General features: G+C 58.7%; 18 protein-coding genes. 2 read left to right on the top strand and 16 right to left on the bottom strand.

The window, feature by feature from the left end; translation table 11 throughout:
- Nucleotides 1-33: 33 nt before the first annotated feature.
- The 3 genes from T18_RS12840 to T18_RS12850 form a co-directional block, all read right to left on the bottom strand.
- A complete protein-coding gene (locus T18_RS12840) occupies nucleotides 34-969 on the bottom strand; it encodes a LysR family transcriptional regulator (protein WP_004431358.1) in 936 nt (311 codons plus the stop codon).
- A 115-nt stretch (nucleotides 970-1,084) separates the two neighbouring features.
- Nucleotides 1,085-1,801: an aspartate/glutamate racemase family protein gene (locus tag T18_RS12845; RefSeq protein ID WP_013761066.1), complete on the bottom strand. Its 717-nt coding sequence runs from the start codon at nucleotides 1,799-1,801 to the stop codon at nucleotides 1,085-1,087.
- Nucleotides 1,802-1,823: 22 nt separating this feature from the next.
- Complete coding sequence (locus T18_RS12850; RefSeq protein ID WP_013761067.1) at nucleotides 1,824-2,453, bottom strand: flavin reductase family protein; 630 nt, start codon at nucleotides 2,451-2,453, stop codon at nucleotides 1,824-1,826.
- Nucleotides 2,454-2,582: 129 nt separating this feature from the next.
- Here T18_RS12850 and T18_RS12855 point away from each other — a divergent pair, with 129 nt between their 5' ends.
- The gene (locus tag T18_RS12855) at nucleotides 2,583-3,260 is read left to right on the top strand and encodes a GntR family transcriptional regulator (protein ID WP_004431355.1); all 678 of its coding nucleotides are present in this window, start codon (nucleotides 2,583-2,585) and stop codon (nucleotides 3,258-3,260) included.
- An 8-nt stretch (nucleotides 3,261-3,268) separates the two neighbouring features.
- On the opposite strand, the gene T18_RS12860 is transcribed toward T18_RS12855, so the two are convergent.
- From T18_RS12860 to T18_RS12890, 7 genes are all read right to left on the bottom strand, one after another.
- Nucleotides 3,269-4,279, bottom strand: coding sequence for an ABC transporter ATP-binding protein (locus tag T18_RS12860; protein WP_038495441.1), 1,011 nt, complete (start codon nucleotides 4,277-4,279; stop codon nucleotides 3,269-3,271).
- Nucleotides 4,276-5,259 carry an ABC transporter ATP-binding protein gene (locus T18_RS12865; RefSeq protein ID WP_004431353.1) on the bottom strand — a complete coding sequence of 328 codons (984 nt, stop codon included), beginning with the start codon at nucleotides 5,257-5,259 and terminating at the stop codon, nucleotides 4,276-4,278. The genes T18_RS12860 and T18_RS12865 overlap by 4 nt, the downstream gene beginning before the upstream one ends.
- On the bottom strand, nucleotides 5,252-6,745 hold the full coding sequence (locus T18_RS12870; protein ID WP_038495438.1) for an amidohydrolase family protein: 1,494 nt from the start codon (nucleotides 6,743-6,745) through the stop codon (nucleotides 5,252-5,254). The genes T18_RS12865 and T18_RS12870 overlap by 8 nt, the downstream gene beginning before the upstream one ends.
- Nucleotides 6,745-7,938, bottom strand: a complete 1,194-nt coding sequence (locus T18_RS12875) for an amidohydrolase family protein (protein WP_038495435.1) — start codon at nucleotides 7,936-7,938, stop codon at nucleotides 6,745-6,747. Before T18_RS12875 ends, T18_RS12870 begins: the two co-directional genes overlap by 1 nt.
- Nucleotides 7,939-7,943: 5 nt before the next feature.
- Complete coding sequence (locus T18_RS12880) at nucleotides 7,944-8,894, bottom strand: ABC transporter permease (protein ID WP_038495432.1); 951 nt, start codon at nucleotides 8,892-8,894, stop codon at nucleotides 7,944-7,946.
- Between the two features lie 18 nt (nucleotides 8,895-8,912).
- Entirely contained in the window at nucleotides 8,913-9,881 is a 969-nt protein-coding gene (locus tag T18_RS12885) for an ABC transporter permease (RefSeq protein ID WP_004431345.1), read from the bottom strand.
- 172 nt (nucleotides 9,882-10,053) lie between these two features.
- Entirely contained in the window at nucleotides 10,054-11,619 is a 1,566-nt protein-coding gene (locus T18_RS12890; protein ID WP_038495429.1) for an ABC transporter substrate-binding protein, read from the bottom strand.
- Nucleotides 11,620-11,787: 168 nt separating this feature from the next.
- Between T18_RS12890 and T18_RS12895 the strand changes: the two genes are divergently transcribed.
- The gene (locus T18_RS12895; protein ID WP_004431341.1) at nucleotides 11,788-13,275 is read left to right on the top strand and encodes an amidohydrolase family protein; all 1,488 of its coding nucleotides are present in this window, start codon (nucleotides 11,788-11,790) and stop codon (nucleotides 13,273-13,275) included.
- A gap of 242 nt (nucleotides 13,276-13,517) precedes the next feature.
- On the opposite strand, the gene T18_RS12900 is transcribed toward T18_RS12895, so the two are convergent.
- The 6 genes from T18_RS12900 to T18_RS12925 all read right to left on the bottom strand — a co-directional run bounded on the left by T18_RS12900 (nucleotide 13,518) and on the right by T18_RS12925 (nucleotide 20,616).
- On the bottom strand, nucleotides 13,518-14,582 hold the full coding sequence (locus T18_RS12900) for a porin (protein WP_038495427.1): 1,065 nt from the start codon (nucleotides 14,580-14,582) through the stop codon (nucleotides 13,518-13,520).
- 510 nt (nucleotides 14,583-15,092) lie between these two features.
- The gene (locus tag T18_RS12905; protein ID WP_038495940.1) at nucleotides 15,093-17,243 is read right to left on the bottom strand and encodes a putative bifunctional diguanylate cyclase/phosphodiesterase; all 2,151 of its coding nucleotides are present in this window, start codon (nucleotides 17,241-17,243) and stop codon (nucleotides 15,093-15,095) included.
- A 341-nt stretch (nucleotides 17,244-17,584) separates the two neighbouring features.
- Nucleotides 17,585-18,520, bottom strand: coding sequence for a 2-hydroxyacid dehydrogenase (locus T18_RS12910; RefSeq protein ID WP_004431336.1), 936 nt, complete (start codon nucleotides 18,518-18,520; stop codon nucleotides 17,585-17,587).
- Nucleotides 18,521-18,543: 23 nt separating this feature from the next.
- On the bottom strand, nucleotides 18,544-19,275 hold the full coding sequence (locus T18_RS12915) for an amino acid ABC transporter ATP-binding protein (RefSeq protein ID WP_004431334.1): 732 nt from the start codon (nucleotides 19,273-19,275) through the stop codon (nucleotides 18,544-18,546).
- On the bottom strand, nucleotides 19,256-19,915 hold the full coding sequence (locus T18_RS12920) for an amino acid ABC transporter permease (protein WP_003505666.1): 660 nt from the start codon (nucleotides 19,913-19,915) through the stop codon (nucleotides 19,256-19,258). The genes T18_RS12915 and T18_RS12920 overlap by 20 nt, the downstream gene beginning before the upstream one ends.
- The gene (locus T18_RS12925; protein WP_004431329.1) at nucleotides 19,912-20,616 is read right to left on the bottom strand and encodes an amino acid ABC transporter permease; all 705 of its coding nucleotides are present in this window, start codon (nucleotides 20,614-20,616) and stop codon (nucleotides 19,912-19,914) included. Before T18_RS12925 ends, T18_RS12920 begins: the two co-directional genes overlap by 4 nt.
- Nucleotides 20,617-20,652 lie beyond the last annotated feature (36 nt).

The raw sequence follows: 20,652 nt of genomic DNA on the forward strand, positions 1-20,652 counted from the left end.
CCTGATGGCGAAAGAATGGCGAGCGGAGCAAGATCAGGTCAATATCGTCTTTCCGTCAGTCGATAGGAAATTTCTATCAAAAGCGGAGGCCGCGACGCGCAATCGGGCCTCATGCAGCAGTGCGGAAACGAGTGGCGTATGCGGTTCACGATAGGTGGCGATGAGGCCGACAAGATGCTCGGCATCGGGCTCGACAATCGGGATCATTCGAATCTGTTTTGGAAAACCAAACGATTCCGCGATGTTACGCGGCATAATTGAAGCCCATTGTCCGGTTCGGATATGGGAAAACAGTACAATCATCGAATTGGATTCGAGCGTGGGTTTCGCTTCAACACCCGCTTCGGCCATGTGCTTGTTGATAATGCGGCGGTTTTGCATGTCGGAAGTCAATAGGCAAAGCCGAAGACCCGAAACCTGCTTCCAGGTCACGCTCTCTTGATCGGCAAGGGGCGTGCCTGCAGCCGCAATCAGGTGATATCGCTCCGAGTAAAGCGGAACCGTCGTCACCCGGCCCAGAGGTTCGTTGTCGAGATAGGTGATTCCCGCGTCGATTTCGAGATTTTCGATCTGGCTGAGAACCTGCAACGACGTGCGGGAGGTGACGGAAAACGTGACTGCCGGGTGACGCGCCTGAAAGGGTTCGGTGAGCCTGGGCACCATGGCGAGAGCGGTGGGGATGACGGCCAGCCGGATATGGCCGGCGAGACCTTTACGCGCAGCCCGCATTTCCTCCCGCATGGTACGTGTATCGGCAACGATGCGCCTTGCCCATTCGAGCACCCGCTGCCCCTCCGGCGTCAGGCCCTGATATCGGGCCGCGCGCACGACGAGCACGACACCGAGCTGATCTTCCAGTTGCCGGATGGCCGCAGACAGCGTCGGCTGCGAGATGCCGCACTCCTCCGCGGCCCGCCCGAAATGCTCCGCGCGCGCAAGTGCAATGAAAAACTCCAGCTTGTCGATCATCCTGCCTCCCATCCCGCGCGGCCATTCTGCGGACCGGCGCGAAAGCAGACACTAGAGCGAGGCGAGCTTTGTCGCAAACGCCGTGGAGGCGCTTTGCCGCACCCGCGTTTCCCGGTCAGGCGACCAGCTTGGTTTCCTTCACCCGCGGATAATCATAGGCATTGACCTTGGATGTCACGTAACCCGCGCCCACCAGGGCTTCGGCCAGCTTGACGGCGGCCGTGACACCATCGATGACAGGGACGCCGGTTGCCTCGCGCAGCCTGTCGCACAGTGCGGACATGCCGGCGCAACCGAGGATGATGGCTTCTGCCGCATCTTCTTTCTTGGCCGCTTCGATTTCGCGGATCAACATCGCCTCGGCTGCAAGCGGATCCTCTTCAAGACCCAGCACCGGCAGATTGATGGCACGAACCCTGCGGCAATGCCGCTGTGCACCGTAGCTATCGACGAGATCTTCGATAATGGGGATGGAGCGCGGCAGCGTTGTGATGATGGAAAAGCGGCGGCTGATCGTCATCGCCACCTGAATACCGGCCTGGCAGATGCCGATCACGGGACCACGCGCGACTTCACGCGCCGCATGCAGGCCCGGATCATCAAAGCAGGCAATGACATAGGCATCGACGCCCAGCCGCTCGCCCTTGCGGATTTCCTCCAGCATGCCGGGAACAGCCAGCGCCTCATCGGCCCCGCCTTCGATACTGACCGGCGTATCGACAGGGTTTGCAGCGGAAATCTTCGTATCCGCCTGCCTGACGCGCAAGGCGCTCTCGAGCGCCTGCGCCGTCATCGAGGCGGTTGAGTTCGGGTTGATCAGACGAATATGCATTCAGGTCAGCCTTTCGGGACTGTCACTTGCCATCTGGCTTGATGAAGTCGGTAATGGGTGGCGCCTTCAAGACGAACTGGCGATCCGAGGTAATGTAATTGTCGGCATGGAGGCGTGCGATCGGCTGGTATCGGTCCGGATCGACATAATGCCCCTCCTTGTCGAGGCAGTCCCTGTGGACATGCATGTGCACGACCTCCCCCAGCACCAGCGTCCGGCGCGGATAATCGATCAGGCGCTCCACCCGGCACTCGAAGGCGCAGGGCGATTCCGCTGCAAAGCTTGCATCGATCTTGTTGCAGGGCGCCGGCGTCAACTGCGCCATGGAAAGTTCGTCGACCTCGCTGTCGAAACCGAGGCCGCAGACAAGCATATGTTCGGAAATAGTCATATCGACCATGTTGACGACAAACTCGCCGGTGCGGCGAATATTGGCCATCGTGTCCTTCTCCTCGCCATTCAGACGCGGCTGGATTCCGAGAACAACGATGGGCGGATCATGGGAGAAGACGTTGAAAAAGCTCATCGGCGCTGCATTGTTGTGGCCCGCTTCCGAGCGGGTCGTGACAAGCGCTATCGGCCGTGGACCAATAAAATTCGTCAGCAACCGATAGCGGCTCTGTGGCTCAAGCGTGGTGAAGTCGAATTCCATGACGTTGCCCTGTTTATAGTATACAATATTGTTTCATATTGTTGACAATTATGCAACCAAAACCCTCTTGAAACAGTTGACTTTTTCGGCGGCATCACGCTTTTCTAACCCTAATGGAGAGCGAACAAAATGACCGAGCAGAACGGCCAGTCCACACAGCAAATTGTCGAGAAAGTCTGGCTGTCCATCGCTGAGCGGCGGCTGCGTCCCGGCGTGCAGCTGAAGGAAGAACAACTGGCGACAATTTTCAGTGTCAGCCGTGCACGTATCCGTCAGGCCCTGTCCGTTCTGGAGCGCGACGGTCTCGTCACCATCGTTCCCAATCGCGGCGCCTTCGTTTCGAAACCATCGGTCGAAGAAGCCAGAGATGTGTTCTTCGTGCGTCGCACCGTGGAGCAATGTGTCGTTGAACGTCTGTGCAAATCGGCCACCAAGGCGGATCTGAAACGGCTTCGCGACCATGTCGCCAAGGAGCGCGTGGCCAATGCTCACAACATCACCACAGATATCATCAAGCTCTCCGGCGGGTTCCATCTGCTGCTTGCGGAAACGGCCGGTTCCGATTTCCTGTTCACCACCATGCGCGACCTCATTTCGCGTTCCTCCCTCATCACCGCCGTTTACCGCAACACCGACCGCTTCAATTGCGGACCGGACGAGCATGCGGAAATCGTCGATGCGATTGCCAATAACGACCCGGCGAAAGCCACGCATCTGATGACCCACCATCTGGAACATGTGGAAGCGGAACTCGATCTCAGCGAAATCCGCGACCTTTCCCACGATCTGCGCGCCGCACTCGCCTGACCCGACGGTCAGACGAGTTCTCTTTCCTTCACAACCAGCTCTTCTTCGTCCGCCACCAGATGGCAGGCGACACGTGTGCCGCCGGCAAGCGTGCGCACCTTTGGCACCTCCGCCGAACAACGCGCCGTTGCAAGCGGGCAACGCGGATGAAACGTGCATCCCGATGGCGGTTTGAGCGGGCTTGGAACCTCACCGGCAACCAGTTCCCGGTCACGGCGCGGCGCGTCGATATTGGGAATGGTCTGCAGCAGAAGCTGGGTATAGGGGTGACGCGGGCGGGCGAACAGCTCCTCCGTGTCGCCCTCCTCAACGATGCGGCCAAGATACATGACCGCGATGCGATCCGACATGTGGCGAACCACGCTCATGTCATGACTGATGAACAGATAGGTCAGCCCCAACTCGTCCTGAAGGCGTCGCATCAGGTTCAGCACCTGCGCCTGCACCGATACATCGAGTGCCGATGTAGGCTCGTCACAGACCAGAAACTCGGGCTCACTTGCCAAAGCGCGGGCAATGGAGATGCGCTGACGCTGGCCGCCTGAAAATTCATGCGGAAACTTTTCGCCGTCCGAAGCAGACAGACCAACCGTCAGCAACAGTTCCTCCACCCGTTCCATGGTCTGGGCCCGGGTCGCACGAAGTTTCAGTTCGCGGATGGGTTCGGCAATGATATTCTTCACCCGCCAGCGCGGATTGAGCGAGGCATAGGGATCCTGAAAGATCATCTGCGCCGAAAGCGGTGTATCCTTGCGACCCTTGGCGAAGTGGAAATTACCAGCACTTGGCCGGAACAGCCCGGTCACCAGACGGGCAACCGTGGACTTGCCGCAGCCGCTTTCCCCGACGATGCTGAGACAGCCGCCCGCCGGAACCGTAAAATCGATGTCGTTTACGGCCTGGACGAATTGCCGGGGCTTGCGCTCAATGATCCGGTTGAGCCATGGGGCAGAGACATCGAAGGTCTTGGTGAGGCCCTTGACCGTCAATGCGGGTGTTCTTTGAACGGGCGTGTTCATGCTGTACCTCCTGCATTCATCCAGCAAGCGCTGGCGCCATCACCCACCGCTTCCAGTTCCGGCCGCTCGCGGAGACAACGCGGTCCTGAGAAGCCGCAGCGCGGATTGAAGGCGCATCCGGGCGGGATGGCGTCGAGACGCGGCATGGCACCGTCGATCTGGTTGAGCCGTTCCACTCGCGCGCCGAGCGAAGGAATGGAGGCCATCAGGCCCTGCGTATAGGGGTGCCTCGGCGCATGGAGAACCTGTTCGACCGGCCCCACCTCTATCAGCCTGCCGGCATAAAGCACGGCAACGCGATCGGCCGCTTCGGCGATGACGCCCATATCATGGGTGACCAGCATGACAGCCGTCTGCTTTTCCTTGCAGAGCTTGCGCAGCAGCGAGATGATCTGCGCCTGGATCGACACGTCAAGCGCCGTCGTCGGTTCATCGGCGATGATCAGTTTCGGCGACGCCGCAAGTGCGAGCGCTATGACGACGCGCTGACGCATACCACCGGAGAATTGATGCGGATGGTGATCGACGCGCTCTTCCGGAGATGGGATACCGACATCACGCAAAAGCTGGACTGCGCGTGCCTTTGCATCCCTTTTCGAAAGTGGCAGATGCTGGCGGATCGTCTCCACGAGCTGCGCGCCAACCGTGAACAGCGGATTGAGTGAGGTGAGCGGATCCTGAAAGATCGCGCCGATTTCCCGGCCACGGATGCTTTCCATCGCCCTGTCATCGAGTTGATCGATACGACGCGACCCAAGCCATATTTCGCCATCCGCGATGCGGCCCGGTTTTTCGAGCAGGCCCTGTATCGCAAGGCCGGTCATGGATTTTCCGGCACCGGACTCCCCGACCACACCGAGGATTTCGCCGGGGCGGATGGAAAGGCTGATATCCGAAAGTGCCGTCACCGTTCCCCGGCGGCCGGGAAACTCGACTTTCAAATTGCGGACATCGATAACCGACTGGTTCATGTCATCCATTGGTATTCACCTCCACCGGGTAGCTCGGGGGGAAGATTTCCGAAACGGGCGGATTGGCCCAGCTTCGCTCGGGATATTTCGCGATCAGCCCATCGAACTGTGCCTGCGCCTGAACGCGGGCGCTCGCCATGTCGATGTTCGCGACCTGTCTTTCCCGCATGGAGAGACGGCCATCGACAAACACGGCGCGCGTGATTTTGCCCGAACCGCCAGTGACAATCGTCGTGATCGGATCGAGGCTCGGTGCCATGACCGTGTCATCCAGATCGAAGACCGCGATATCGGCGCGCGCACCCTTGGAAAGATGCCCGAGATCGGAGCGACCCAGCGCCCGAGCGCCGCCGAGCGTGGCGGCGTCGAACAGATCGGCCGAGCGGACCTTATCTGGAGCACCGTCATTGATGCGGCAGGTTATGAGACCGACAAGCAGGTTCATCAACATGTCGGCGGGCGCCGTATCGGTGCCCATCGCAATGTTTATTCCAAGCTGCCGGCACGCGGAGAAGGACGACAGCGTACTGCCGCTTCTGGCCGACACCAGCGGACAGTGGACGATCGACACGCCCTTTTCTGCATAGAGTGCCAGATCTTCCTGCGTCGCATTGGTGGCATGCGGCGCGATAAGGCGGTCGCTCAGCAGGCCTGCTTTTGCGAGCCATACCGGCGCGGTTGAGCCATGCAGCTTGCGAACCGTGTCAACTTCCATGGTGCCCTGCGCCATGTGCAGCCGGAATTTGCAGCCGAGATCACGGGCGGCCGCATCGGTTCTTTCGAGCAGGGTGAGCGTCGATGTTTCTACCCTATCAGGTGCCAGAAGGCCGCGGACGAGATCACCGTGTCTTCCGGTCTGCCGTTCGATGAACGACACTGCTTCCTTCAGCCCCTGAAGACCGCGCTCCTCATCGAACACGGGCACCATGCGTCCCGGCTCTTCCAGCACCATGCCGCCGGAGCGGAAGGCGGGGCTGAGATAGACCCGGAGACCAAGTTCGCCGGCAGCATCGGCCGCAGCCTCGAATTCAGCGACCGTTTCTCCCCATTCACGATAAAACAGCGAGGCAATGGGTGCCGCCGTGGTGATGCCGTTGAGGAGAAGCTGGCCAAAGGCGAAACGTTTCTGGAAGGCAAGCTCATCCTCGGAATACATCTCGTAAGGACCGGCCTCGACATAAGAGCGCGGCCAGACACGGCCTTTCGCCCAGCCGGGGTGATTGTCGATGCCCAAAATAGTCGTATCGAAATCGGAAAGCGCATCGAGGTCGATCAGGCCGGGGCTGATCAGGGCATTGCCGAAATCGACGCGGCGCGCGACCTCGCCCGGAAAGCCATGGCCGACAAAAAGGATTTCGCCGTTCTCGAAAACCACTTCGCCGTTTTTCAACAGTCGGTGAGACCCGTCCTTATGACCGACCACCCAGCTTGCGGTGAGCAGCGTGCGACCGGAGGGGCGTTCACCGAGAGCGATAGACTGTAGCGGATTGTTCATCATGGCGCCTCCACCACCGCCTTGCCGCCTCTGGCGGTCACGCGTCCGCCCTTTACGACCAGCGGCCGTGGCGCGACATCGACAACGGCATGGGCCAATGTTTCGCCGGTCAGCAGCGTGAAGTCTGCGGCACAGCCAACCTCAAGACCGTAATCCTTGAGGCCCATGACATCGGCACCACCCTGCGAGACGACATGCAGGACATGCGCAAGCTCGATATCCGAGCGCAAGCCGTTCTTCATGCCGATGATCTTGGCCCGGTCGAGCATATCCGGCTGGCCCCAGGGTCCCCAGGTATCGCGAATGCCATCACAACCGCCGCCAACGCGAACGCCGGCTTCCTTCAACCGCATGATCGACGGCACGGTTGCCGAGGGCGCGCCCGTCGTCAGGATCGCCACATCGAGCCGGGCGATTTCATCGATCAGCTTGCCGACCCTGATGTAATCATTCATGCCCAGCGCAAAGGCGTGGCTGATTGCGACCTTTCCTTCCATGCCATTGGCACGAATACGCTCGAAGATCAGCTCCATCGTGAAGGCGCCGAGATCGGCAGCCTCATGCAGATGAATGTCGATCGGCACGCCGTGCCTGACCGCGAGTTGAAAGAGAATATCGAGCTGGCCTTTGGCATCGCGATCGATGCCGCAGGGATCGATGCCGCCAAGGACTTCGCAACCCTGTTTCAGGGCCTCGTCCAGCAACTCCACCGTGCCGGGCATGACCATGACGCCGGACTGCGGAAAGGCAACGACCTCGATGTCGATGATGCCTTTCAGCTTCTCACGTGTTTCCCATATGCCTTCGACAAGCCTCAGGCCGTGGGTCGGATCGATATCCACATGGCTGCGGATATGCGTGCCGCCGTTTGAAGCAAGGCCGATGGCGTGGCGCATGGACTGGCGGTGCGGATCGATACCGATCTGGGTGCGGTTCTCGCGCTCGAAATCGATCCGTCCGCGCAGGATGGCCGCACGGTTGTTCTCATGCCAGGGCATGCCCCATGTCGTCTTGTCGAGATGGGTGTGTGCATCGATGAGACCGGGCGCAACGATTGCACCGTTGCCATCCTCGACCGCCATGCCGGGTTCGGCCTCGAACTTTCCAAAACCGGCAATCTTTCCCTGTCTTACCAGAATATCGCAGGTGTCGCCCGCCATGGGCCTGACGTTGCGGAGCAGAAGATCGTACATGGAACTCACCTCAGTTTCGGATTGAGCGCATCGCGCAGCCAGTCACCCAGAAGGTTGACGGTGACGACGAGCAGGCAGAGCTGGAAAACGGGAAACAACACGATCCACCAGGAACCGGAAAACAGGAACTGGTTGCCGATGCGGATCAGCGTTCCGAGCGACGGCTGGCTGGGTGGCATGCCGATGCCGAGGAACGACAACGTCGCTTCGGTCAGGATCGCCATGCCGAAGTTGAGCGTGGCGGCAACCATGATCGGCGTCAGCGTATTGGGCAGAATATGGTTTGCCATGATGCGGCGCGCGGGAACGCCGATCAGCTTCGCTGCCTGCACATAGTCCTTGCCGGTTTCGACAATCGCCTGGGCACGCACCGTGCGCGCATATTGCACCCAGGCGGAAAGCGCGATGGCGAGAATGAGCACGGCAGATGCGCCGACCTCGCGAAGATTGTCCGGGAGCATCTGTCTGACGACCGTGGAGACGAGAATTGCCACCAGAATTGTCGGAATGGAGAGCGTGATATCGCCGATGCGCATCAGGAGATTATCGGCAAAACCGCCAAAATAACCGGCCACAAGCCCGGCAGTCATGCCGATGACCAGGGAAAGCGCCACCGAGGCAACACCGATGACTATCGATATGCGCGTGCCGTAGAGGATAGCGGAGAGCATGTCGCGCCCTTGCGTATCCGTGCCGAGCAGATAGGGCCATTCGCCGCCCTCCTGCCACACCGGCGGCAGTTCGGCCTTCCACATGTCGAGCGAAGCGCCGTCATAAGGGTTCTGCGGTGCGATCAGGGGCGCGAAAACGGCGGCGAGGATGAGGACTGCAAGGATCAGCGCGCTGATCTTGGCCGATCTGCTGTGGCTGAACGACCAGTAGAGATCGCTGTTGCGTATGCGCTTGATGAGCGACGGGCGGGCAGGTTTTGCCGTTTGCGGAAGGTCTGTGGCCATGAAACCGGCTCCCTTCGGTTAGCGCGCAGTGCGCAGACGCGGATCGATCACCGCATAGGCAATGTCGACGAACGTGTTGAGGACAACGAAGATGAAGGAAATGATGCAGAGATAGGCCGCCATGACGGGGATATCGAGAAACGTCACCGCCTGTATGAACAGCATGCCCATGCCCGGCCACTGAAACACCGTCTCGGTGATGAGCGCAAAAGCGATGAGCGAACCGACATTCATCGTCGTCAGCGTCACAACAGGCATAAGACAGTTGCGCAGCGCATGGCGGAAATATATGCGCCAGCGGGGAATGCCGCGTGCACGGGCGAACTTCACGAAATCGGACCGCAGCACCTCCAGCATCTCGGCGCGGACCAGACGCATGACGAGCGTGATCTGGTAAAGCGAGAGCGCGATGGCAGGCAGAATGAGTGCGGCACGCCCCGATGAGGTGAGCAGGCCGGTGGACCACCAGCCGAGCTGCACGACATCACCGCGACCAAAGGCCGGCGCCCAGCCGAGGCTGACCGAAAAGACGAGAATAAGCAGAATGCCGACAACGAAGCTTGGCAGCGAGACGCCGACAATCGACAGGAATTGCAGGCCCTCCGTATACCACTTTCCGCGCCTGATCGCCGTCAGCACCCCGAGCGGCAGGCCGACGACAAGCGATATAATCGTGGCCACCAGAACCAGTTCCAGCGTGGCCGGAAACCGCTCCGCGATCAGCGGCAGCACCTGCTGGCCGTTGCGATAGGAAACGCCGAAATTGCCCTGGGCGGCATCTTTGACAAACCGCAGATATTGCGTTGGCAGACTGTCGTTAAGACCAAGACGCTCACGCAACGCGGCGCGATCTTCCTGCGATGTCTGCTCCCCCACCATCAGCTCGACGGGGTCTCCGGCAAGCCTGAAAATGAGAAATGCAATAAGCGCGACGGAAAGCATGACCAGAATGGCATTTCCCATACGCTTGATGATGAAAACCAGCATTGTAACCTCTCGGATGCAAACCCGTGGCCAAAAGGCAGGCAGGTTCGCCCATTTTTGCAAGAGACGGGGTACGGGCCGCATTCGCCCGTAACAATGTCAACAATTGCACCGGCAGCGGAGCATTCAAGGAGGCGTTAAGCGGAATGCCCAACGCCTCCCTGATATTTCCGGATTACTTGCCGACCTGCGTCAGCCAGTGGCGCGGTTTGTTGTCGGCGCGGAAATCAACGCTCTTGACCTTTCCCAGCATGGCCCAGGCGATGGGCTGCTGGTGCAGCGGAACAAGCATCGTCTCGTCCTTGGCGATTTTCAATGCAGCTTCTTCAAGCGCGAGACGCTTGGTATTGTCCTGCTCGTGTGCTGCCTGATCCACCAGCTTGTCGATCTCGGGGTTAGACCAGCCGCCATAGTTGGAAACGCCCATCGCGCCCTTGCGGGTCGACAGGATCTGCGACAGGAACGAGAAGGCATCGAGCGTCGGCTCGTTCGCCCAGCTGAGGTTGAAGACATCGGCCTTGCCACCATTGCGCTTGGGAGACTGTACCGAGCGCGGAGCGATGTCGATTGTCGGCTGGAAACCGCCGCGCTTGAGCATGTTGGCAACGCCGGAGCAGATGTCTTCCTCGTTGATGCTCTCGTCATTCATGCAGGTATAGGTGAATGCAAGGTTCTTCATCCCCGCATCGTCAAGCAGCTTCTGCGCCTTTGCCGGATCGGCAGGCTGGTAGGTATCAAGCGACTTGGCGTAACCCGCAATCTCAGGCGCAATAAGCGAGCCGGACGGTCTTGCAAGATCGCGCATGACCTTCTTGTTGATGAGATCACGATCGATCGAGGACTCGAATGCCTGGCGAACGCGAAGGTCGTTGAAGGGGTTAGGCTTGCCGTCTTCCAGCTTTTCGCGGCGATTGAAACCGATGAACAGCGTGCGCAGCTCGGTGCGCTTCTTCACCGTGATGTTCGGCGAGGATTCCAGACGCGGCAGATCCTGGATCGGCGCGGAATCGATCAGGTCGATTTCGCCGGAGAGCAAAGCTGCGACGCGGGTTGCGGCCGAGGCAATCGGCACGAATTCGATGCGATCGAGATTGTGTTTTTTCTGATCCCACCAGGCATCGTTGGCGACAAGAACCGTCTTGCTATCGGGAACGCGGCTCTCAAGCTTGAACGGGCCGGTGCCGTTGGTGTGCATCGTCGTGTAGCCATCGACCTTGGAAGCGAAGTCGGTCGGCTTTTCGCTGTTGTTATCTTTCAACCACTTGGCGTTGAAGATGAAGATATTGGTGATGTCGTTGAGGAAAAGCGAGGTGGGCGCGGTGACGTTCAGATCGACGGTGTAATCATCGACCTTCTTCACGCCGGCGAAAACCGGAATGTTGCCGCGCAATGGCGAGGTGGCATCCGAAGCGCGCGTGAAAGATGCAACGACATCGTCAGCGGTAAACTCAGCGCCATCATGGAACTTCACGCCTTTGCGCAGGGTGAAACGCCATGTTTTTTCATCAACAAGTTTCCACTCCGTCGCAAGCGCCGGCTCGATCTTGAAGTCCGGCCCGTAACGCACCAGCCCTTCATAGATATGATTGAGAAAGGCGAGGTTGGAGGTGGAAGGCACCGAATACGGATCAAGCGAGTAAAGATCCGCCCGACCGCCCCAACGCAAGGTTTCTGCGTTTGCGGGAACGGCAATGGCGGCGGCGGCCATGGCGGCCAGAACGAAACTTCTAATTCGGGACATTTGATCCCCCCTTTTTATAAATCATTGGATAGCCGGCAGACCAACCGGCCGGGCAAGGCGGAGTATTGTTTCGCACAGCCGTATTGTCAATAATATTGTTGACAATTATCGTATCCAAAATTGCGAGATTCTGGATACAAGCTGCACTTCAATGAGGGAGAGGACGAAATGGGGAATTTTCTGCTGCTGCACGGCACGATGGTGACGGTGGATCGTGAAAGACGCATCATCGAGGATTGTGGCCTTGCCATTCAGGGCGACCGTATTGTCGACATCGGTACAGCAGCGGAGCTGGCGCCACGTCACAGCGACAAACAGATCATAGATTGCCGGGGAAAACTCATCATTCCCGGCCTCATTGACGCCCATGGCCATGCAGGGCACGCGCTGATCCGCAGCATTGCGGCCGACACCAACGCCATGTGGATGAAGGTCGTGACGCCGACCTACTACCACTACGTCACGCGCGATTACTGGTATGCGGACGGCCTGGTCTCCGGCATCGAGCGGCTTCGCGCCGGCGTGACGACCGGTGCCAGCATCATCACCTCGATGCCACGCGCCGACGACCCAATCTTTGCCATCAACCACGCCCGCGCTTATGACGAGATCGGGCTTCGTGAAATCATCTGCGTTGGACCTTCCGGCCTGCCCTGGCCGCACCCGGTGACCCGATGGGAAAGCGGCTCTCCGGAGCACCGAAATGTAAGCTTCGAGGAAATGATCGAGGGCAGCGAAGCTACGATCGAGGCCCTGAACGGAACGGCAGACGGACGCATCAGCGTTTTTCTGACACCCTTTACCATCGTTCCCTCGGTGGAACCCTCCAACGCTTCAAGCCCCGACCAGGCGGTGAAACTGACGGAAAACGACCGCATGCAGGCGCGCCGAATACGCGAGACGGCCCGGAAAATGGGCGTCAGGCTGCATTCGGACGCATTTGCGGGGCAAATCCGCATGGCGTTTCAGGATAAGGAAAATGCGCTTCTCGGCCCGGATATCCACCTCCAGCACTGCTGGGGCATCTCGCATGAAGAAATCGACATTCTGGCGGAAACCGGCACGCGCGTGACCCACGCCCCGCCGGGCCGCTCAACGCCGATCATGGAAATGATGTCGAAGGGGATTCGAGTCGCCATCACCACTGACGGCGCGGCACCCAGCCGTCACTTCGATATGCTCCAGACCGCCCGTCTGGCGCAATTCACGCAGCACCTGCTGCACAATCACGATCGCTACCTTTTGCCGCCGGGCAAGATATTCGAAATGATCACCATCGACGCCGCCCACGCCATCGGCATGGAAGATGAAATCGGCTCGCTTGAAATCGGCAAAAAGGCGGATGTCGTCATCATCGATATGCGTAAACCGCATCTGATGCCGATGTGGATGCCGGTGCACCGTCTGGTACATCAGGTGCTGGGAAGCGACGTCGATACCGTTTTCGTGGATGGCCGAATGCTGATGGAAAACGGCCGTGTCCTGACGACCGACGTCGATGCGGCTCTCTCCTTTGGACAGGAAGAGGCACTGGCACTCGCCGCCCGCGCGGGTCTTGAAGCGCATATGCATGATCCGGGCTGGGGACGTTTACTGCGAACCTTCGAAGAACCGGTCCACCCTCCCCAGCCGCCCGCCGCGGTGCTTGGCCGGTAGTATGGAAATGCGGCCGAGAAGCTCGGTCGGCAGTCACACTGCTTTCAATTGCCAGCAATAACATTGTTGACAAAAATTCACTCAATCTCTCGTGAATCAAAAACTCCCCGGTCTGGAGGGGTCCGGGGAGCAAACCTGACGTCATGTCAGGAACTTTGACTGGAGCTAGCTACTCACCCGCTGGATTGCGGGGTGGATCTGAGTTATCTAACAAGGTTTATGCTCTTTTCTTGTGTCGGGTATTAGAACGAACGCTCGAGACGAAGGAAGCCGGTCCAGCTGTCGCCACCGCCGTTTACACCCTTCTTGCCGTCCACGTCCTGATAGGTCACTGCAACCTTCGTGGAGAGGCCGGAGGTGATCTTGTAGCTTGTCGCTACGCCAGCGCGCCATGCATCGCGGTTGCCAACGAAGTCGTTGTTAGCACCGATATCGATCGTGCCGAAGTACTGGAAACCGGGGATGATGGTCAGCTTGTCGGTTGCCTTGATGGCATATTCGGCAGCAACCGACCATTCGGATTCTTCGTAGTAGTAGTTGGCGCCGGAAGCCCATACGCCGGAGAGGCCAAGAGTGCCCGGACCGATGTCAGCCGTGACAATTGCACGGATTGCACCGTTTTCCTGGTTGGTGTCGTAAGCGCCGAGCAGGTTGGCCTTAACGCCGCCGAACTTGCCGCCGATGATGGCGCTTACGCTGACATCGTTCGTGTTGGTCTTAAACTTGCCGCCCTTTGAAACGCCAAGCTCAGACGTGCCCTTGCGCGAGCCTTCCAGCTCTTCAGCAGCGGCACCAACGTAGAAGGAGCCTGCGTCGTAGGTGTAACGGATGGCGTTCAGACGGGTGCGGTTGGAGCTGAGCTGGTCATACTCGCCAGAGAGACCGTCATCCCACCAGTTGTAGTAGAAACCGACCTTCAGGCCGCTGAGTTCGATGAAAGCCTGATCGAGAACGACGTTACGGTCAGTGTCGTTGTCGGCCTGGCCGCGCAGACCGATGTAGCCGCGCAGAGCGCCGAGTTCGGTGTCGGTGCGGGTGTCGATGTTGAACTGACCGCGCGTCGTGGCATCCCAGTCGGAAGTGCCGGACTGGTTACGACCGAAGTCGGTCTGGAAACGAACGTAACCGTCGAACTTCAGGCAAGTTTCAGTGCCGGGGATGTAGAAGAAGCCGGTGCCGAAGGCGTCGCAGACGCGAACATATTCCATGGGCTCGGGTTCGGCAGCGACGATAGCGTCAGCGGCCTGTGCGCCGGATACTGCTGCGAGAGCGGCAGCGGAGCCGATGAGGAGGCTCTTGATGTTCATTTTTAATCTCCAGTCAAAAAATTTTTCAACGAATGCGCAAAACCGAGGGCTGGTCTTTTCCCTGCCGCCCGCTTCTCTGCGCCGATCTAGCAAATGGCAGAAACTACGGGAGACTCGCAATTTAAATCTAAATAATACAAGTAACCTTTAAGCACGCAATCAAATAACGTAGTAAAATTACAACAAATTAATAGTTTAATATATAATATATAAATGTTTTATTTGGTCATTTCGATATTTATTACTTAGATATAGCGCAAATTAGTTCTAATATTTTTGAATTATAATACTAGAACAAACTTGCGCCCAATCCCGCAATCGCTTGGGAAGGCATCAAGTTTCATGGATTAAGATGAGGTGATGCGGGCTTTTAATGCCGCGTGGGGTCGCAAGAAGGGTGATATAGCCGCACTCCCTCCCGACGCCACTATGCGGCAAAGACAGCGCAACGTGCCTTCCGCCAATTCGCGCCCGGCGAATCCGGTTAGAGGCAGGCCACCGAGGTGGGAATTATTCGATATTGTTGGACAGGACGGCAGGGAAAGTCATCATAGTCCCCAACATTGCCTCGATCGCATCCGCCTGCACCGGACGGCTGAAGTAATAACCCTGCCCAAAGGGGCAGCCGGCGGCACGCAGAAACGCTGCCTGCTCGCCGGTCTCGACGCCCTCAGCAATGACATCGATGCCCAGCGACACGGCAAGCTGGATCATGATGGAGACGATGGCGCTGTCCTTGGTTTTTTCCGGCAGATGGGTAAGGAACGACCGATCTATCTTCATGCATGACAGCGGGAAGGTTTTGAGCATGCCGAGACAGGAATAACCGATGCCGAAATCATCCAGTGCCAGGCTGACGCCCATCTCCTTGATGACGTGCATGATCCGCACGGATGTTTCCACATCCTGAATGATGAGACTTTCGGTGATCTCGATTTCCAGGAGAGACGGTGCAAGGCCGGATTGCGTGAGCGCAGACCTTATCTGCTCCACAAGCCCGCCCTGAAACTGCCTGGGTGAAATATTGACCGCCATTTTGACGGGCGGCAGCCCGGCAGTGCACCATGCCTGCGCCTGAAAGCAGGCTTTCTTCAGAATGCTTTCCCCAAGTTCCACGACGAGGCCGGTTTCTTCCGCAAGGCCGATGAAATCCGCGGGGCCGAGCAGACCTTCCACCGGGTGCTGCCAGCGCACCAGCGCCTCCACGCCGCTGATGCAACCGGTCAGAAGATCGACCTGCGGCTGATAGTGGAGAACGAACTCGTCCCTTTCCACCGCCCTGCGCAATTCCTCGATGCGGGTGAACTTCTTCCTCAGATCATCCGCCATGCGCGGCGTGAAGGTTGCAATGCCATCTCGCCCGCGATGTTTGGCCTCATACATCGCAAGATCGGCCGCAGCGACAATTTCCGCCGTGGTTTCCCCGTGCTCCGGGAAAAATGCCATGCCAATGCTGCATGTGACCTTGATATCGTAGTTGCCGAGGCGCAGCGGCTGCGAGACTGCAGCCCGGATGTGTTGCAGGCGGCTTTCGAAATCGTCCTTCTGCTTATGCAGAATAATGACGAACTCATCCCCGCCCACCCGCAGCACCAGATCGTTTCGACCGAGACTGCGCGCGATGCGCTCAGCCGTTTTCGACAACAACGCATCGCCAATGCTATGGCCGAGCGTATCGTTGATCTGCTTGAAATTATCGAGATCAAGAAAGCCGATGCCGACATGCCGCTTCGCTTTTGCCGATGCTGCCAGTATTTCCGGCAGTCGCGTATCCAGAAAGCGGCGATTGGGCAGCCGTGTCAGCATGTCGTGATCGGCAAGAAACGCGATATGTTCCGCCGCCCGTTTGCGATCGATCGCAAGACCCGCCATACGCGCGGCGGCGGCGATGAACTCCAGAAGCCCCGCATCCGGTGTGCGGCCCGTCAACATGCACCAGACGAAACCGTGCGCATTGCCTTCGCTGGCGGGAATATCGAAACTGAAGGCCACATTACCGGCAGGATAGGTCAGGCTTTCGGCATCGCTGACGCTGGAGATGAGTGCGGTCACCCCCGCATGCTGTGCAAGCGAAGGCGAGGCATAGACCGAAGGTTCGCCGGCCGCGGCATCAAACACGCGAACAGCGCAGGCAAGTCCGGTAGCGAGGTTTTCGATGGCTTTCACGAATTCTTCGAGAAAATCCTCGATACGCGCCGCCCCGACAATCATTTCGAGAATATGCGCCTGCGCCTGAAGCAGTCGCTCCGAGGCCTTCTTCTGGGTAATATCCCTGGAGGCACCAACCACACCGATGATCGCGCCGTTCTTGTCCCTAAGCGGCACGCGCGACATCATCAGCCAGCGGTCGATATCGCCGCGCATTGCGCGTTCCTCAAAACCGAGATCCGGCTCTCCCGTGCGCATCACCCGGGCCTCGGTCTCTGGAATGCCGGCACGCTGCGCCGCATCGCCGTTAATATCGTAATCGGTGAGACCGATCAGTTCCTCGACTGTGTCGAACCCGTTTTCGGTCACGATGGCACGGTTGGCGAAGAGAAAGCGGCCTTCCAGGTCCTTGGCATAGATGAAATCCGGCACATGATCGATCATCGCTTCAAGCAGCGTATGCCGGTCGGATGGCGGCGCATCGGACTTCGTCGGCGGCGGCCGGTTCTGCAAGCGTGACTTCGGGCCTTTGGAACGCAACTATCCGCCTCGTTACTGTATAAGGAAGCAGAATAGTAGGATTACACATATTATATAAATATGAACGACGGCGGGGGATTGAAGCGAAATGGCGCGACAAATACCGCGCGATCAGATTGTCGGCAAAGACAAAACCTCTCCTGCGACATACCGGCCGTGAGCCGGCATTGAGCCACGGCGCATTTGCGCCGTGGAACAAGCTTTTCCCGATCAATACTTCATAGCACTGAACCGTTAGCTACAGGACTTCCTAGTCAATCTCATGCAGCTGCAACGGCTGCAGCGTTTGACTGCAACCGTCAATTGCTTATCCATCACACGACAGGTGTGGGGAGCTCTTTACCGGCAAAATGCGCGTCAAGATTGGCGAGAACCAGATCGGCCATGGCGCGCCGGGTCTGGTGCGTGCCGCTGCCGACATGCGGCGCGAGCGTGACGTTTTCGAAGGCGAAAAGGGCCTCCGGCACACGTGGCTCATCTTCAAAGACGTCAAGCGCTGCGCCACCGATCGTGCCACTCGAGAGCGCCTCGACCAGTGCCTTTTCATCCACCAGCGAACCACGCGCCACGTTGACGAGCACACCCTGGGGACCGAGAGCCTTCAGCACATCCGCATTGACGATATGGCGCGTTTCGGCGGTGGCGGCGGCGGCGATGATCAGCACGTCGCAATTGGCGGCCAGAGCCTCGATGCTGTCGTGATAATCATAGGGAACATCGCGACGGTTTCTGGCGGTGTACGAAATGCGCGCATCAAAGCCTTCCAGCCTTTTGGCGATCGCCTGACCAATGCGGCCAAGGCCAAAAATGCCGTAGCGGCGGCCGGCCACACGGGTGGAAAGACCCATATCACCCTTCAGCCATTGCCCCGTGCGCACATGCTGGTCAGCCTGCGGCAGCTTGCGCGCCTGCGCCAGAACAAGACCGAGCGCGAGGTCAGCGACATCCGCCGTCAGAACATCCGGTGTGTTGGAGACGCGCAAACCGCGTCGCTTGGCTTCCGCCAGATCCACCTTGTCGAAACCAACGCCGTTGATGGCGACGATCTCGAGATTGGGGATCGCGGCGCCGACATCCGCCGGCAGGCCGATATGGCCACCGGTGACGACGCCGCGGATTGCAGCACCCTTTTCAGAAAGGAATGCCACCTTGTCTGCCGCCTCAAACAGGCGATGAACAGTGAAGCGCTGCGCGAGTTCTTGTTCCAGTGCCGGGATCAGCGGGCACAGTTGTACGATTTCAGTAGTCATGGATATGTCCTTGTGATCAGGCGCTATTTCACATCGGCCTTGACGAATTGCCGGAGTTCCGGTGTTTGCGGATTGGCGAAGAGTTCTGCCGAGCGGCCCTGTTCCCAGATCTTGCCCTTGTGCATGAAGATGGTTTCGGTCGCCACACGGCGTGCAAAGGCCATTTCATGGGTGACAAGGATCATGGTCATGCCGCCCTTGGCGAGGTTTTCCATGACCGTCAGCACTTCCTCCGTCAGTTCGGGATCGAGTGCAGAGGTCACCTCGTCGAACAGCATCACCTTCGGCCGCATGGCAAGCGAGCGGGCAATCGCCACGCGCTGCTGCTGGCCGCCGGAAAGCTGGTCGGGATAGGAATCGAATTTCTCCGACAGGCCGACGAGTTGCAGAACCTCGCGGGCAATGTCCTTCGTTTCCGATTTTGCCACGTCCTTGACGATGCGCGGAGCGAGCATGATGTTTTCGCCGACCGTCAGATGCGGGAAAAGATTGTAGCTCTGGAACACGATGCCGACATCTGTGCGCAGCTTGCGCAGCGCCGTGGCATCTCCGCCCAGCGCATGGCCGGCGATTTCGATGCGGCCCGAATTTATCTTCTCCAACCCGTTCATGCAGCGCAGCAGCGTGCTCTTGCCCGAGCCGGAGCGGCCGATGAGGGCGAAAACTTCACCACGGCCGACCGTCAGCGACACGCCTTTGAGGACTTCCAGAGCGCCAAAGCTCTTGTGAACGTTTTCAACGATTACTTCCGGCATGAAGCCTCCTTTCCAGCCAACGAGACAGCTGGGACAACGGGTAGCAGACGATGAAATAAAGCACGGCCACCGCGACGAAGACGCGGAACGGCTGGAACGTGGCATTGTTGATAAGCTGCCCCGCTCTCGCCAGTTCGACGAAACCGATGATCGATGCGATGGACGTATTCTTGACGACCTGAACGGCAAAACCGACGGTCGGCGGCAGGGAAATGCGGATCGCCTGCGGCAGGATGACGTAGCGATATTGCTGGGCGCGGGTGAGAGCCAGCGACTCGGACGCCTCCCATTGCTGCTTCGGCACCGCCTGGATGCAGCCGCGCCAGATTTCGGCGAGATAACCCGACGTATAGATCGTCATCGATGCGCCGGCGGCAATCAGCGGTGGCAGTTCAAGTCCGGCAAGGCTTAGGCCGTAATAGGACAGGAACAGGATCATCAGCACCGGAATGCCCTGGATGACCTGGATATAGGTGCCGGCAGCGATACGCAGCGCCTTCAGATCCGAGGTGCGGGCAAGCGCCACGAAGAAACCGACGAGGCCGCCGCCGATGAGCGCAATGATCGTCAGAAGCACGGTCCATTGCAGGGCGGTGAGCAGAAAGCCGAACTCGTTCCAGCCGAAAGTTCTGAGTGTCATGACTGCACCTCCGGCAAGGCGGTCATCGTCTTGCGCGCCACGCGGCGGCCGAACAGCCACATGCCGACAAGGGCAAGGATGAGCCGCAGGCTGAGCGCCAGCGCAAGATAGATGAGCGTGACGACGATATAGACCTCGAAGGAGCGATAGGTCTGCGATTCCACGAAGGCAGCGGCGGCCGCAAGCTCATGGGTGGAGATGGCCGAACATATGCTCGATGCCAGCATCATCAGCACGAACTGGCTGCACAGCGAAGGATAGACCTTGGCGATGGCAGGCACGATGATGACGTGACGATAGATCTGATATTTGGTGAAGCCCAGAGCCTCGCCCGCCTCGATCTGCGACTTGTGGACCGCCTCGATGCCGGCGCGGATGATTTCCGTGGAATAGGCGGCAAGATTGATCGTCATGCCGATCAGAGCTGCCGTATCGGCTCCAACGCGAAAGCCGAGCCCCGGCAGACCGAAATAGACGATGAAAAGCTGCACCAGAAATGGCGTGTTGCGGATCACCTCAACATAGCCGTCCACGATGATGCGGACGATGCCGCCATTGATGGAACGCAGCGAGGCTAAAAGAATGCCGAACGCGCAACCGAGCACGATGGAGAGGACCGATAGCTTGATCGTCAGCCATATGCCGCTCAACAATTCGTTCTGATATTGGGCAAGCGCGCCGAATTGAAATGTATAGGACATGCGTCACTCCGTGGACATTTCCCGGCCCGCCGGAAT

The organism is Rhizobium sp. TBD182 (assembly GCF_001950375.1).
Classification (GTDB): Bacteria; Pseudomonadota; Alphaproteobacteria; order Rhizobiales; family Rhizobiaceae; genus Agrobacterium; species Agrobacterium tumefaciens.